The sequence below is a fragment of the Hymenobacter cyanobacteriorum genome, assembly GCF_022631375.1.
Taxonomy (GTDB): Bacteria; Bacteroidota; Bacteroidia; order Cytophagales; family Hymenobacteraceae; genus Hymenobacter; species Hymenobacter cyanobacteriorum.
In genome coordinates this window covers 815375-829142 of sequence record NZ_JALBGC010000003.1, presented here as the reverse complement: position 1 = coordinate 829142, position 13768 = coordinate 815375, and the positions used below count along the sequence as shown (strand labels likewise).

Below are 13768 nucleotides of genomic sequence, written 5' to 3'. Positions count from 1 at the left end.
GCAAACCAGCCACTTGGTGCGAAAGATACAATGGCCAAACGAGAAATTCGGTTTTTTCGGATGACCATTTCCTCGTAAAAGTTATTTTTTTAGTTCGCTCAGATGAAGATGGTCGCGCTTTGACTTCCTTTTGTGCAAGCACACTTTTAGCTGCATCTTTGCATTGTGCAAACACTCCGTTTCCTCTTAGCCTGGCTGCTGCTGCTGTGCCTCGTGCGCACGCTGCTGCCGGAGGCATGGGTACTGGCGTTGCACCGCCACGAGCACACCACCGAGGAACCGGCGCAGACTCCGGCCTTCCGGCACAAGGGGAAAGCATTGGTTAGCAAAGCTCACCAGCACTGCCCGGTCGAGCAGTTCTACGACGTGGCTTACCAGGCCGCAGTGCCCGTGCCGATGCCGTGCCCGCCGGTAGCCCCGCGCTACGCAGTGGCGACTGCCCTGCCGCCGGTGCGGCCGGCCGCTGGCGAGGCGCTGTTTGCGCGCTCGCTGCGGGGGCCGCCCGCCCACGCCTAAGCATCGGCGCATTCCTTTTTCCTTTTTGGTAATACTCCGCCTCACCCGCGGCCAGGCTTCATGCAGCTGGCTGGCGGGCCGGGCTGTTTTTGGCATATCCTCATGTTTTCAGGCTTTTATCGTTTTTTTATGAGCGCCGCGCTGGCTATCGGGCCGGCGGTGCTTTTTGCGCAGAATGTGGCCCCGACCCCGCGGAGCCGGGCGGCGGCTCCGGCACTTACCGGCCGCGTGGTGGATGCGGCTACTGGCGAAGCCTTGCCAGGCTCGACCGTGTTGTTTGATGATTTGAAGCAGGGCACCGCGACCGGGCCCGATGGAGCGTTTAGCTTCGCCAGTTTGCCGCGCGGGCGCTTCACAGTACAGGTGCGCTCGCTGGGCTATAACACCGTGACGCAGACCGTGGACACGGGCAACGGCCAACCGCTGGAGTTTAAGCTGACGGTGGCAGCCACTGAGATTGGGCAGGTGGTGGTCACGGGTGTGTCGCAGGCCACGCAGCTACGGCGCTCGCCGGTGCCCACGGCCGTGGTCGACCGCACGCGGCTGAACCAGACCTCGGGCTCGAACCTAGTGGATGCCATTGCCCACACGCCCGGCGTGGCCCAGATTACGACCGGCGCGGCCATCAGCAAGCCGGTGGTGCGCGGGCTGGGCTACAACCGCGTCATCACCCTGAATAACGGGGCCCGGCAGGAAGGCCAGCAGTGGGGCGACGAGCACGGCATCGAAATCGACGAATTCAGCGTGGACCGGGCGGAGATTATTAAAGGCCCGGGCTCGCTGCTATACGGCTCCGATGCGATGGCGGGCGTCATCAACTTCGTGGCCCCCGACCCCATTGCGGAGGGGCGCATCAAGGGCACGGCTACGGCTAACTATCAAACCAATAACCATCTGCAAGCCTATTCCTTTGAGAATGCAGGCAACCTGAACGGCTTCAACTGGCTGGCGCGGGGCACGCGCAAAGTGGCCGGCAACTACCAGAACCGCTACGATGGCCGGGTGTATAACTCGGGTTTCAACGAGTGGGATGCCAACGGCTACGTGGGCCTGAACAAGAGCTGGGGCTACTCGCACCTCACCTTCAGCAGCTTCAACCAGCGCCTGGGACTGACGGAAGGCGCGCGCGACCCGCAAACCGGCCGCTTCCTGAAGGACGTGCCGAGCGGCGACTCAACGTTGAGCGTGCCCGTGACCGACGGCGACCTGCGCGGTTACGGCTTGGCCGTGCCCCAGCAACAGATTAACCATCTGCGCCTGGGCACCGATAACAGCTTTATTCTGGGCTCGAATGGCGGCCGGCTGGGCCTGCAGGTGAGCTACCAGCAGAACCTGCGCCGCGAGTATGGCAACGTGCTCGACCCCGCCGAAACCTCGCTTTACTTCCAGCTGCGCACCGTGGACTACTCGCTGCGCTACTTCCTGCCCGAGCGCAACGGCTGGAACCTGACCGTGGGCACCAGCGGCCTGCATCAGCAAAACCGCAACCTGGGCGTCGAATTCCTGATTCCGGCCTATCGCACCAACGAAGCCGGCGTGTTCGGCGTGGCTAAGAAAAATATTGGCTCGCTGGATGTTAGTGGTGGGCTGCGGTACGATGTGCGCCAGATTTCAGCTGATAAGCTTATGCTCGACGGCGACGAACGGCCGAGCCAAGACCCCACGGCCGAGATGAAGTTTCCGGGCTTCCGCAGTACCTTCCGCAACTACAGCGGCAGCCTCGGCGCAGCCTATAACGTGAACGAGAAGCTGACGGTGAAGGCCAACCTCTCGCGCGGCTTCCGCGCCCCGAATATTGCCGAGCTGGGCTCGAACGGCCAGCACGAGGGCACCATTCGCTACGAAATAGGCAACGACAACCTGGCCGCTGAAACCAGCCTGCAGGTGGATGCGGGCGTGAGCTACGTGACCGACCACGTGCGCTTCGGGGTTGATGCCTTCACCAACAGCATCAGTAACTACATTTTCACGCGCCGCCTGCTGGCGGCCGGCGGGGCCGACTCGCTGCGCGATGGCACGCTGGCCTATAAGTACGACCAGGGACAGGCCCGCCTCTACGGCGGCGAGGTGAGCCTCGACTTCCACCCCCACCCACTCGACTGGCTGCACTTCGAAAACTCGTTTTCGATGGTGCGCGCCCGCCAGCTGAACGTGGCGCCCGACGAGCAGTACCTGCCCTTCATTCCCGGCGACCGGCTGCAGTCGGAGCTGCGGGCCAACTTCCGCCGCTCGGGCAAGCACCTCACCAACCCCTATGCCCGCGTGCAGTTGGAGCGCACCTTTGCCCAGTACCGGTTCTACTCGGCGTTCGGCACCGAAACGGCCACGCCAGGCTACACGCTCATCAACGCCGGCGTGGGCACTGACGTGGCTTCGGCCGCCGGGCGCACGCTGTTTTCGCTCTACCTCACGGCCAACAACCTGTTCGACGTGGGCTACCAGAGCCACCTCAGCCGCTTGAAATACGCCGACTACAACGTGGCCAACGGCCGCACCGGCGTGTTTAACCAAGGCCGCAACGTGAGCGTGCGGCTGGTGGTGCCACTGAGTTTTAAGTAATTTTTGGGGAGGAATTTAGGAGCTTTTGAAGCTCCCGAAGGTGCTGTTGCGATGCTTTTCCCTGTACCGGCCCGTTGCTTCTGCATGAAGCGGCGGGCCGGTTTTTTTATGCCGGGAAAATGCGCTTTCTTTCGTGGGAATTCCCAACTTATTCTTTTTTCTGTCCGACGATGATTGAACCGCTTACGCACTTACCCAAAGCCCGCACCACCCTGCTGCGCTCCCTACAAAAAGCCTTTCAGCTGGCCGTGGTGGCCAACGAGCCGGGCGCGCCGTCTGCCGACGAGCTGGCTGAGCTGGCCACCAGCCAGAACCGGCGCGATTTCCTGGCCACCACCGCCAAGCTGGGCGTGCTGGTGGGCGCAGGCAGCCTGCTGGCCGCCTGCGAAACTGTAGCCATCGAGCCCACCAAGCCTGGTGCTACCGGCTTTGCCGATGCCAAGGGCACCTCGCCGCGCGTGGCCATTGTGGGCGCGGGCATGGCCGGCCTCAACTGCGCTTACCAGCTGAAGAAGGCCGGGGTGCGGGCCGACATTTACGAGGCCAGCAACCGGGCCGGCGGGCGCATCTTCACGGCCCGCGGGCTGATGGGGCCGGGCCTGACCACTGAGCTGGGCGGCGAGTTCATCGACTCGGGCCACGCCGACATGCTGAACCTGGTGCAGGAGTTTGGCCTGCCGCTCTACGACGTAGAAGCGCCCAGCGAAACGGCCCTCATCAAGGACGCCTTTTTCTTTGGCGGGCAGCACCATACCGTGGCGCAGGTCATTCAGGTGCTTCAGCCCTACGCCGCCCAGATTCAGGCCGACAGCCGCTCGCTGCCCAACAATAACATCACCTACGACCAGCTCAGCAACAGTGCCGCGCGCTTCGACCAGCTCTCGATTGCGGGCTACTTCGACACGCTGGGCATGACGGGCTGGATTCGCACGCTGCTCGAAGAAGCATACATCACCGAGTACGGCCGCGAGGCCAACGACCAGACGGCCATCAACTTCCTGTGGATGTTTCAGGCCGACGTGAACAAGGGCACGCTGGCGATGTTCGGCGTCAGCGACGAGCGGTACAAGATAAAAGGCGGCAACCAGCAGCTCACCGATGCGCTGGCCGCGCAGCTGCCGGGCCAGATTACTTTGCAGCGCAAGCTGGTGGCCCTGGGCCAGACCGGCAGCGAGTACCAGCTCACCTTTGAGCTGCCCGACCGCAGCCGCACCGTGGTAACGGCCGATTACGTGGTGCTCACGCTGCCCTTCACCACGCTCCGCACCGTGGCCCTGAACCTGCCGCTGCCTGCCTGGAAAACCAACGCCATCCAGAACCTGGGCTACGGCACCAACGCCAAGCTGTTCCTCGGCTTCAACGGCCGGCCCTGGCGCACCAATGGCTACACGGGCTATTTTTTCTCCGACACCGTGACGCAGGGCGGCTGGGATGGCTCGCAGCTGCAGCCCGGTAGCGTGGGCACCTACACCGTGTTTGTGGGCGGCCAGGTGGGCGTGGCCATGGGCACGGGCTCGCCCCAATCGCAGGCCGACCAACACCTGCGCGTGCTGGAGGCCGCCTGGCCCGGCACCCGCGCCGCCTTCAACGGCACCGTCGAGCGCTTCCACTGGCCCACGCACCCGCACACGCTGGGCAGCTATGCCTGCTACCGCGTGGGCCAGTACAGCACCATTGCCGGGGCCGAAATCAAGCCCGTGGGCAACATGTTCTTCGCTGGCGAGCATTGCAGCGCCTGGTATCAGGGATACATGAACGGTGCCGCCGAAACCGGCCGAATGGCCGCCGGCAGCGTGCAGGCCGCCCTGCGCGGCAATACAGCCGCCGTGCTGCACCGCTTTATGCGCCGCCGCGAGCAGGTTTTGGCAGTTTAGGCTGCATGACGTTTGCGCTTGGTCGGCCGCATTCCGCTTGGGGTGCGGCCGACTTTTTTTTACTGGCAGGGGGTGATAGTTGCGCCGAAAATGGATTAATTGGTACATGCTTGCTCCGATGACGACCTCCCTCCTCTCCGCGCCACCCGCTACCACGCTCCGCCAGGCCCTGCTGGCCGACCGTGCGCGCGCCCTCACGCAACTATACCGGCAGGCTTTTCCGGCGGTGCGGCGGCTGGTGCAGCGGCAGGGCGGTTCGGCCCAGGATGCGCAGGACGTGTTTCAGGATGCGCTGGTGGTGTTTTATGAGCAGGCGGTACTTGGCACGCTGGAGCTCACGGCTTCGGCCAGCACTTACCTGGTGAGCATTGCCCGCCACCGCTGGCAGCACGAGCTGCGCCGCCGCGCCCGCCTGCCCAACGAAGCATTGCCGGATGAATCCGACGCCTTAGCCGCCGAAGAACCGGAAGCCGCCGAAGAAACTGCCTTCGCCGTGCGCGACTATGTGGAGCGTCTGGGCGTGAAATGCCGGGATATGCTCCTCAATTTCTACTACTTCCAGCAGCCCCTCACCCAGATTGCCGAAGCCAACGGCTACCGCTCGGTGCGCTCGGCTACGGTGCAGAAATTCAAGTGTCTGGAGCGGCTGCGCGCATCGGTACGCGCTGCCTTTTGCACCGAAACCATCGAATACTAAGCCATGCGCCCCGAACTCGAACGCCTGCACCTGATTGAGCAGCAGCTCCTGAACGGCCCCGCCGCCCTGCCGGCTGGGGAGTGGCAACTGCGCCAGCTATTCGACGGCGAGCTGGCCGCTGATGCCGCCGCCCAGCAGCAGCTCTACCACGGCCTGCGCGCCGCCGGCCGCCAGCAGCTGCGGCAGGAACTGCGCCAGATTCATGCGCGGCTCTATGGCGGGCGCTGGGCCTGGCTGCGCCGCCTCTGGCCGATGTAGAGACGCGACCCTTCGCGTCTCGGCGTTGAACGATTTCGCTGCAAAATTCCCAAACGGTGCCGCTGCCGGAGACGCGATGGGTCGCGTCTCTACACCCCTACCCTCCCCGGGCTTCCATCCCCATGCTTTCCGGCAAGGCTGGCCCCGCCTTGCCCTTTTCCAAACCAACAACCTCATGCTCAACCAAAGCGAATTCCGCAAATTTGCCGTGCACGGCCGGGGCCTCAACGGCCTGACCGTGGACCACTACACCCGCCACGCCGAAGGCTTGGCCCGGCCCTTCATCACCAACATGACCCGCTCAGTTATCGAGGAGCGGCCGCAGAATTTCCGCGAAATCGACGTGTTTTCGCGTCTGATGATGGACCGCATTATCTTTCTCGGGCAGGCCGTCGACGACAACATTGCCAACATCATCAACGCCCAGCTGCTGTTTCTGGAATCAGTTGATGCGCGCAAGGACATTCTGCTCTACATCAACTCGCCGGGCGGCTCGGTATATGCCGGGTTTGGGATGTTCGATACCATGCAGTACGTGCGGCCCGACGTGGCCACCATCTGCACCGGGCTGGCGGCCAGTATGGGGGCGTTTCTGCTATGCGGCGGCGCCATTGGTAAACGTTCGGCCCTGCCCCACGCCCGCATCATGATTCACCAGCCCTCGGGCGGCGTGCAGGGGCCGTCGGCCGACATCGAAATCACCGCCCGCGAGGTCATTAAAATTCGCGAGGAGCTCTACGGCATCTACGCCGAGCGCACCGGCAAAACCTACGAGCAAATCCACGCCGACTCGGACCGCGACTACTGGCTGCGCGCCGATGAAGCCCAGACCTACGGCCTGATTGACGAGGTGCTGACCCGCTAGCCGTAGCCGCGCTGCATCTAAAGCCGCGGCGCTGCGTTTAGAGCGCAGCCCCCACGGTTTTTTCCGCTCCTATGCCTCACGACCACGACCACTCGGCCCCCGGCCACTCGCACGCCGGCCACCAGCACGCCGCCCCGCCGGCCGGCGGCGGGTTCAGCGCCGCCTTTGCCATTGGCATTGGCCTGAATCTGGTGTTCGTGATAGCCGAAGCCATTGGCGGATTCTGGGCCAATTCCAGCGCCCTGCTCTCCGATGCCGGCCACAACCTGAGCGACGTGCTGAGCCTGGCCCTGGCCTGGGGCGCCGCCTGGCTGGCGGGCCGCCCGGCCACGCAGCGCTACACCTTCGGCTACCGCGGGGCCACCATTCAGGCCGCGCTGCTGAACACGGCCCTGCTCTACGCTGCGCTGGGCTTCATTCTGTGGGAAACCATCGACCACCTGCGCCACCCCGAGCCCGTGAACGGCCGCTGGGTGATGATACTCGCCGGAATCGGTATTTTGATAAACGGCATCACCGCCCTGCTCTTCCGCAGTGGGCAAAAGTCCGACGTGAACGTGCGCGGAGCCTACTTACATATGATGACCGATGCGCTCGTGAGCGTGGGCGTAGTGGCCGGCGGCGGCCTGGTGCTGCTCACCGGCTGGGCCTGGCTCGACCCGGTTATCAGCTTCATCATCCTCGGCATCATCGCCTTCAGCTCGTGGGGCTTGTTGCGCGACAGCCTGCGCCTGGGCCTGCAGGCCGTGCCCGACGGCATCGACCCCGAGGCCGTACGCGCCTACCTGCTGGCCCAGCCGCAGGTCAAATCGGTGCACGACCTGCACATCTGGAGCCTGAGCAGCGCCGGCCACGATGCCGCCCTCATGGCCCACCTCGTGCGCCCCGGCGGGGCCGATGCCGCCTGGCTCGGCACCCTTACCAAGGGCCTTGAAACCCAGTTCAACATCCGCCACAGCACCGTGCAGGTGGAGGATGGCGAGCTACCCGGCGGCTGCCACAGCCACTGCGAAGTGGCCGAAGTAGCCCACCAGTAGCGCGCATTTTCTAGTCCGCGACCCCGACGGAAACCCGAACGAGTTTAGCGCTGCGGAAACGCGGACGACAAAGTCCGCGCTACATTTCGGGCATGCAAGCGTCCCACCCTACTAAAAACACCGTCCTCACCGCTGCCGTCATCGTGGCCGCGCTGGGTTACTTCGTCGATATCTACGACCTGATTCTCTTCAGCATCGTGCGCGTGGCCAGTCTCAAAGAGCTGGGCGTGGTCAGCAAGGAAGCCCTCAAAACCCAGGGCGAATACCTGATTTCGATGCAGATGGGTGGCATGTTGCTCGGCGGCATTCTGTGGGGCATTCTGGGCGATAAGAAGGGGCGGCTGTCGGTGCTGTTCGGCTCCATCCTGCTGTATTCGCTGGCCAACCTCGCCAACGGCTTCGTGCAGACACTTGACCAGTACGCCTGGCTGCGGCTCATTGCCGGCATCGGGCTGGCCGGCGAGCTGGGCGCCGGCATCACCCTCGTCAGCGAAAGCCTGCCGCAGGAAAAGCGCGGCTACGGCACCATGATAGTAGCCACCGTGGGCGTGAGCGGGGCCCTGCTGGGCTACTGGGTGGGCCACGCCTGGGGCTGGCGCAACGCCTATTTCGTGGGCGGCGGCCTGGGCCTGGCACTGCTCTTGCTGCGCGTGAGCGTGTTCGAGTCGGGCATGTTTCAGAAGGCGCAGGCGGCCACGCACGTCAGCCGGGGCAATTTCCTGAGCCTGTTCACCAACCCCGCCCGGCTGGGGCGCTACCTGCGCTGCCTGCTGATTGGGGTGCCGCTGTGGTTTGTGGTGGGCATTCTCATCACCTTTGCCCCCGAGTTTGGCGAGGCGCTGGGCGTGCAGCCGGGCCCCGCGCCGCTCGATGCCGGCCTGGCCGTGTTCTGGTGCTACTTCGGGCTGGTGTTTGGCGACTTCGCCAGCGGAGCCCTCAGCCAGGTGCTGCGCTCGCGCAACCGGGCGCTGCAGCTATTTCTCGCCTTCTGCGCCCTGATGGTGGGCGTGTATTTGTTCGGCCTGCACGGCGTTTCGCAAACGGTTTTTTACGCCGCGTGCTTTGTTATCGGCATTTCGGTGGGCTTCTGGGCGTTGTTTGTAACAGTGGCAGCCGAACAGTTTGGCACCAACCTGCGGGCCACGGTGGCTACTACCGCGCCCAACTTTGCCCGGGGCTCGGTGGTGGCGCTGGTGCCGGCCTTTCGCTGGGCCGAAGCGCACCTGGGCGGGCGGCTGCTGGGCGCGGCGGCGCTGGGCGGCCTCACGCTGCTGGTGGCTTTCTGGGCCGTGAGCACCTTGCCCGAGAGCTTCCACAAAGACCTGGACTACGTGGAGGAATAGCTGCTACGGTGCCGCTTATATTGCCTCAACTATTTTCGGACGAAACTTCCTGAAAACCTTGGCGGAAGCCCGGCGTACACGGCCCACACCTAACCGGGCCACCCGCGCCCTTCCCCATGAAAAAATTCCTCGGCCTGCTGGCCTTTCTCGCCGTTTCGGCCTTTTCGGCGCACGCTCAAACTTCGCCCCCCAACCCGCCCGACCCCACCATCGCGCCCAATGTGCTCACGCCCGAGCAGCAGGCCCAGCGCGCTACCGATGCCAAAGCCACTTACGACGCCCAGAAGCAGCAAACCAACGCCAGCGACCAGGCCGTGCGCGACAGCCGCAACCAAATTAAGGAAACCGCCAACGCCAAAAGCGACCTGAAACGCCAGCTCCGCGAGCAGCGCAAGCAGGAAAGCGCCCAGAAAGACCAGCTGAAGCAGCAGCGCGACGCCGCCAAAGAAGCCAAAAAGCAGGAACGCGCCGCCCGTGACATGGCCCGCGCCGAGAAAAAGCGCGCCAAGGAAATGAAATAACCACGGCAAGCGCCGCGCCCCTGAAACAAGCGTGCCCGCTTTCCGTCTACTAAAAAGCTCCGGCCCCGGCCGGAGTTTTTTTATGGCCCGGCTTTCGGCCCGGCCGTCTACTTTCGCCCACCAAACCTCTGTTCATTATGGCCACGCCAACTAAAAACACCGCCATGTACTACCCGTGGCATCACTTCGTGCTGGTGCCGCTGGCCCTGCTCATGGCCGGCTACGCCGTGCTGCGCTACATTAAAGTGGCCGGCGACGACGACCAGACGGCCCGGCTCTGGTTCACGGTGGCCGCCCTGGCCGTCATCGGCCTCGGGGCCCTTATCATGATGCGCCAGCACTACGCCCTGCAGCTGCAGGACCGCATCTGTCGGCTCGAAGTGCGCCAGCGCTACTTTGAGGTAAGCGGCCAGCGCTTCGCTCCGCTCGAACAGCAGCTCAGCCTGGCCCAGATTCTGAGCCTGCGCCTGGCCGGCGATGCCGAGCTACCCGCCCTGGCCCAAGCCGCCGCGCAGCAAAAACTTAGCCCCAAAGACATTCAGGCCCGTATCACCGACTTTCAGTTCGACACGATGCGCGTCTGATGAGGATTGGTGGATGGGTGAATTGTTGGATAGGTGAATGGGTGAATGGATAGATGGTTAAACCGTCTCCGGCTGCTACAACCACCCAACTTCCGCCAGCCAATTTATCCACCCACCCAACAATCCACCCATCCGACAATTCACCCATCCAACTATGATTCTTTACAACGTTACCACCAGCATCGAGCCCGCCGTGGCCGACGAATGGCTGGAATACATGCGCTCCACCCATATTCCGGAGGTGATGGACACCGGCTTTTTCATCAAAAGCCAGCTCCTGCGCTTACTGAACGAGGAAGAAGGCGGCATCACCTACGCCGCGCAGTACTACTGTATCAGCTTGGAGCAGTTGGAGGAATACCAGACCATCTGCGCCCCGGCGCTGCGGGCCGATATGGAAAAGCATTTCGCCGGCAAGTACGTCTCGTTCCGCACACTGCTGGAAGTGGTGGAGTAAGTCGCTTGTTGCTCTGGAACACCCGCTAGCACGTCATGCTGAGCTTGTCGAAGCATCTCTACCGCAGTAGTAATCCATTTACTATCACAGTAGAGATGCTTCGACAAGCTCAGCATGACGTTCTCTTTTGATTCCTGTTCAACCCAGCCGCCCGGCACGAAAACGGCCTTCCTGCTGTTGAAACAGCACTCCATGAAAAACCTCCTCTTCTTCGGCGACAGCCTCACTGCCGGCCACGGCCTGCCCGCCGCCCAAAGCTTCCCCAGTCTCCTACAGCAGCGCCTCGATGCGCAGCAGCTTCCGTATAAAGCCTACAACTACGGCGTGAGCGGCGAAACCAGCGCCGGCGGCCGCCAGCGCCTGGCCTCGGTGCTCACCCGCCATCCGGTCGATGTATTTGTGCTGGCCCTCGGGGCCAACGACGGCATCCGCGGCATCCCCGTCCGCGAAACCACCCAGAACCTGCAGTTTATCATCGACGCCGTGAAGCGCCAATACCCGCAGGCGCAAATCGTACTGGCCGGCCTGGAGTTTCCTTTCGACCTTGGCCCGCTCGGCGGCCACCGCCTGGCGCACTACGCCACCGAGTTCAAAGCCCTGTTCCGCACCCTGGCCGATAAAAACTCGCTGCCCTTCATTCCCTTCCTATTACAAGGAGTATTGGGCCGCCGCGAGCTGAACCTGCCCGACGGTGTGCACCCCAATGCCGCCGGCCAGCAGATTCTGGCCAATAACGTGTGGCAGGTGCTGGAGCCGCTGCTGTAGCGCGGACTTTTAGTCCGCGAGTTGAACGGGCGCGCCACACTACTCGCGGACTAAAAGTTCGCGCTACTACCCAAACAAGCTCCCCTGCACCGCCTGCGGAATAATGCGCGGCGGCGGCACGGCAATGCCCGTGAGGCCCTTCAGCTTCTCGAGCAAGTATTGAGTGAAGATGGGCGCGTGCCGCACGTCCTTCTGATGAATGAAGAAGTAGACTTCGTGCACGCCCTGGGCTACCCAGGCGGCAATGCGCTCGGCCCAGGCATCGGCCCGCTGGTAGTCGGTGCTGTGCAGGCCGTGGCCGTTGAAGCGGATGAAGGCCGTGGGGGTGGTCAGGCGCATGGGCAACACGTCGCGCCGGCCGGCCACGTCGGTTATCACCAGCGTTTTGTTGAGGGCTTCGAGGGTGGCGAAAACGGCATCGGCCAGCCCGCGGTCGGCGAACCAGCGCGGGTGGCGCAGCTCCACAGCCAGCGGCACGGTTTCGGGGAAGTCGAGCAGGAAGCGCTCGAGGCGCGGTAGGTGTTCGGGGCCGAAGTGCGGCGGCAGTTGCAAAAAGGCCCAGCCCAGGTTCTCACCCAGCCCATCGAAAGCCCGCGCCGTGGTTACCACAAGGTCATCGGCCTGAAACAGCTCCCGCTCGTGGCTGATGCTACGCGGCAGCTTGGGGCAGAACTTAAAGCCTGAATCGGGCCCCACGGCCTCGCGCCAGCGCCGCACGGTGGTGGCGTCTGGAATGCGGTAGTGGGTGGTGTTCAGCTCGATGCTGTTGAACTGCTGGGCGTAGTAGCGCAGGTAGTCGGGTTCCTTGATGCCGAGCGGGAAGTAGGAGCCCAGCCATTCCTTATTGGTCCAGATGGGGCAGCCCACATAGAGTTTAGCCGGCGCGGGCTGCGTGGGCCGGGCGCGGGCCAGCACGCGGGCAGTTTCGGGGTGGTCGGGCGGCAGGCCGAAATCAACGTAGCGCAGGTCGGGCAGGCGGCCAAAATCCATGGGGCAAAGGTAGGGTTGGGGCGAGGGCTGGAAAGCAATTGCTTACGAAAAAATCCGGACTTCTGCAACCCGGTTTCAAAGGTAGTTTTAGGACTAATGCCGAAATTTTGTACCCGTCGCATAATCTAATTTTAGCGTCGGCGCAAGGGTTGGAGGCGGCTTGAGCAAAATATAGTTTGAGCCGCCTCACGGCCGGTTTTGCAAGCTCATCTTAGATTAATTAAATACAAGTTTTATGGGAAAAGGATAATTTTTAATCCAATTGGCTTAGTAGCGTGCGGCTGTTTTTTAGCATTGCTTGGTAGGGCGGCCTATGTTTGTCCTGCTCACCATCTGCAAATTCGCATGATTTTAGTTCGACGCTCTGTTTTAACCGCCCTTACCAGCTGCCTGTTCTTGCTGCTGGGTTTTGTGGGTTCGCCGGCCTTCGCCCGCGCCCCTCGTACCACTAAAACGGAACCCACTATCTCCGCCAACAGCACCACCGTGCTGCGCGGCCGGGCCTCCTGGTACGGCAGTTATTTTCAGGGCAAGCGCACGAGCAGCGGCGAGCGCTACAACCGCCACGCTTACACCTGCGCCCACAAAACGCTGCCCTTCGGCACCCGCCTGCGGGTAACGAACGTGAAAAACGGTAAGTCCGTCATCGTACGGGTTTCCGACCGCGGCCCGTTCCGCCACCAGCGCATTCTCGATTTGTCGGAAGCCGCCGCCCGTCCGCTCGGCGTGGTTGATTGCGGCGCCGCCACCGTGGTGGCCGAAGTAGTAGCCGACGAAACGCCCCTCGGGCCGGCCACCACGCCCGCCAACCTGGCCGCCCTCTACGACGCCGACCCCAACCCCGATGCTGCCTACACTACTTATAAGGTAACGACGGCCGCCGCCGGCACCGAGGCCGCCCTGCTAGCCGCCGCCCCCGTGACCACCGCCGAGGTTATTGACGTGGCCGAATCGGTGGATTGCCCCGCGGGCTTCCTCATCCAGGCCGGCTCGTTTGTAGAAGCCGCTAATGCCGAAGCCGTGCAGGCCCGCATCAAATCGCACCTGCCTGATATTGCCGTTACCATCGCCCAGGATTTGGTGGATGGTCGCCAGCGCAGCCGCGTGCTCGTGGGCAACTTCGGCGAGCGCCCCGAGGCCGAAGCCGTGCGCCAGCAGCTACTGCTGTGGGGCATCGGCGGGCTGGTGCGCGAAGTGGCGCTGCGGTGAGTTTTTAGTTGTTTGCTAGTAGTTGTTGGTTGTCAGTGAGGATTAATATCCTGGCTAAGCTTCTAAAACGGTTATTATAAAGGCCAATTGATG

Annotated in this window: 14 protein-coding genes; 13 read left to right on the top strand and 1 reads right to left on the bottom strand. The window is 63.1% G+C overall.

Features of this window, described 5'->3' with window-relative positions:
• Nucleotides 1–165: 165 nt before the first annotated feature.
• The 12 genes from MON38_RS13150 to MON38_RS13095 all read left to right on the top strand — a co-directional run bounded on the left by MON38_RS13150 (nt 166) and on the right by MON38_RS13095 (nt 11476).
• Nucleotides 166–516, top strand: coding sequence for a hypothetical protein (locus tag MON38_RS13150; protein ID WP_241936633.1), 351 nt, complete (start codon nt 166–168; stop codon nt 514–516).
• A gap of 129 nt (nt 517–645) precedes the next feature.
• A complete protein-coding gene (locus MON38_RS13145; RefSeq protein ID WP_241936632.1) occupies nt 646–3075 on the top strand; it encodes a TonB-dependent receptor in 2430 nt (809 codons plus the stop codon).
• A 170-nt stretch (nt 3076–3245) separates the two neighbouring features.
• Complete coding sequence (locus MON38_RS13140) at nt 3246–4949, top strand: flavin monoamine oxidase family protein (RefSeq protein WP_241936631.1); 1704 nt, start codon at nt 3246–3248, stop codon at nt 4947–4949.
• A gap of 118 nt (nt 4950–5067) precedes the next feature.
• Nucleotides 5068–5646, top strand: a complete 579-nt coding sequence (locus MON38_RS13135) for an RNA polymerase sigma factor (RefSeq protein WP_241936630.1) — start codon at nt 5068–5070, stop codon at nt 5644–5646.
• A gap of 3 nt (nt 5647–5649) precedes the next feature.
• A complete protein-coding gene (locus tag MON38_RS13130) occupies nt 5650–5904 on the top strand; it encodes a hypothetical protein (RefSeq protein WP_241936629.1) in 255 nt (84 codons plus the stop codon).
• Nucleotides 5905–6079: 175 nt separating this feature from the next.
• On the top strand, nt 6080–6769 hold the full coding sequence (locus tag MON38_RS13125) for a ClpP family protease (RefSeq protein ID WP_277881465.1): 690 nt from the start codon (nt 6080–6082) through the stop codon (nt 6767–6769).
• Between the two features lie 71 nt (nt 6770–6840).
• Nucleotides 6841–7806 (top strand): cation diffusion facilitator family transporter, encoded by a 966-nt coding sequence (locus MON38_RS13120; RefSeq protein ID WP_241936628.1) that lies wholly within the window; start codon nt 6841–6843, stop codon nt 7804–7806.
• Between the two features lie 92 nt (nt 7807–7898).
• A complete protein-coding gene (locus MON38_RS13115) occupies nt 7899–9149 on the top strand; it encodes an MFS transporter (protein WP_241936627.1) in 1251 nt (416 codons plus the stop codon).
• Between the two features lie 116 nt (nt 9150–9265).
• Nucleotides 9266–9670 carry a hypothetical protein gene (locus MON38_RS13110; RefSeq protein ID WP_241936626.1) on the top strand — a complete coding sequence of 135 codons (405 nt, stop codon included), beginning with the start codon at nt 9266–9268 and terminating at the stop codon, nt 9668–9670.
• Nucleotides 9671–9807: 137 nt separating this feature from the next.
• Complete coding sequence (locus MON38_RS13105) at nt 9808–10254, top strand: DUF6526 family protein (protein WP_241936625.1); 447 nt, start codon at nt 9808–9810, stop codon at nt 10252–10254.
• A 154-nt stretch (nt 10255–10408) separates the two neighbouring features.
• On the top strand, nt 10409–10711 hold the full coding sequence (locus MON38_RS13100) for a DUF4286 family protein (RefSeq protein WP_241936624.1): 303 nt from the start codon (nt 10409–10411) through the stop codon (nt 10709–10711).
• Between the two features lie 192 nt (nt 10712–10903).
• Nucleotides 10904–11476 (top strand): arylesterase, encoded by a 573-nt coding sequence (locus MON38_RS13095; protein ID WP_241936623.1) that lies wholly within the window; start codon nt 10904–10906, stop codon nt 11474–11476.
• A gap of 66 nt (nt 11477–11542) precedes the next feature.
• On the opposite strand, the gene MON38_RS13090 is transcribed toward MON38_RS13095, so the two are convergent.
• The gene (locus MON38_RS13090; protein ID WP_241936622.1) at nt 11543–12466 is read right to left on the bottom strand and encodes a DUF72 domain-containing protein; all 924 of its coding nucleotides are present in this window, start codon (nt 12464–12466) and stop codon (nt 11543–11545) included.
• 345 nt (nt 12467–12811) lie between these two features.
• Here MON38_RS13090 and MON38_RS13085 point away from each other — a divergent pair, with 345 nt between their 5' ends.
• A complete protein-coding gene (locus MON38_RS13085; protein WP_241936621.1) occupies nt 12812–13675 on the top strand; it encodes a septal ring lytic transglycosylase RlpA family protein in 864 nt (287 codons plus the stop codon).
• Nucleotides 13676–13768: the final 93 nt, after the last annotated feature.

Coding starts and splice junctions, on each gene's coding strand:
- MON38_RS13125 (WP_277881465.1), top strand. CDS start 6,080: ATGCTCAACCAAAGCGAATTCCGCAAATTTGCCGTGCACGGCCGGGGC.
- MON38_RS13090 (WP_241936622.1), bottom strand. CDS start 12,466: ATGGATTTTGGCCGCCTGCCCGACCTGCGCTACGTTGATTTCGGCCTG.
- MON38_RS13115 (WP_241936627.1), top strand. CDS start 7,899: ATGCAAGCGTCCCACCCTACTAAAAACACCGTCCTCACCGCTGCCGTC.
- MON38_RS13130 (WP_241936629.1), top strand. CDS start 5,650: ATGCGCCCCGAACTCGAACGCCTGCACCTGATTGAGCAGCAGCTCCTG.
- MON38_RS13145 (WP_241936632.1), top strand. CDS start 646: ATGAGCGCCGCGCTGGCTATCGGGCCGGCGGTGCTTTTTGCGCAGAAT.
- MON38_RS13140 (WP_241936631.1), top strand. CDS start 3,246: ATGATTGAACCGCTTACGCACTTACCCAAAGCCCGCACCACCCTGCTG.
- MON38_RS13095 (WP_241936623.1), top strand. CDS start 10,904: ATGAAAAACCTCCTCTTCTTCGGCGACAGCCTCACTGCCGGCCACGGC.
- MON38_RS13100 (WP_241936624.1), top strand. CDS start 10,409: ATGATTCTTTACAACGTTACCACCAGCATCGAGCCCGCCGTGGCCGAC.
- MON38_RS13105 (WP_241936625.1), top strand. CDS start 9,808: ATGGCCACGCCAACTAAAAACACCGCCATGTACTACCCGTGGCATCAC.
- MON38_RS13085 (WP_241936621.1), top strand. CDS start 12,812: ATGATTTTAGTTCGACGCTCTGTTTTAACCGCCCTTACCAGCTGCCTG.
- MON38_RS13135 (WP_241936630.1), top strand. CDS start 5,068: ATGACGACCTCCCTCCTCTCCGCGCCACCCGCTACCACGCTCCGCCAG.
- MON38_RS13110 (WP_241936626.1), top strand. CDS start 9,266: ATGAAAAAATTCCTCGGCCTGCTGGCCTTTCTCGCCGTTTCGGCCTTT.
- MON38_RS13120 (WP_241936628.1), top strand. CDS start 6,841: ATGCCTCACGACCACGACCACTCGGCCCCCGGCCACTCGCACGCCGGC.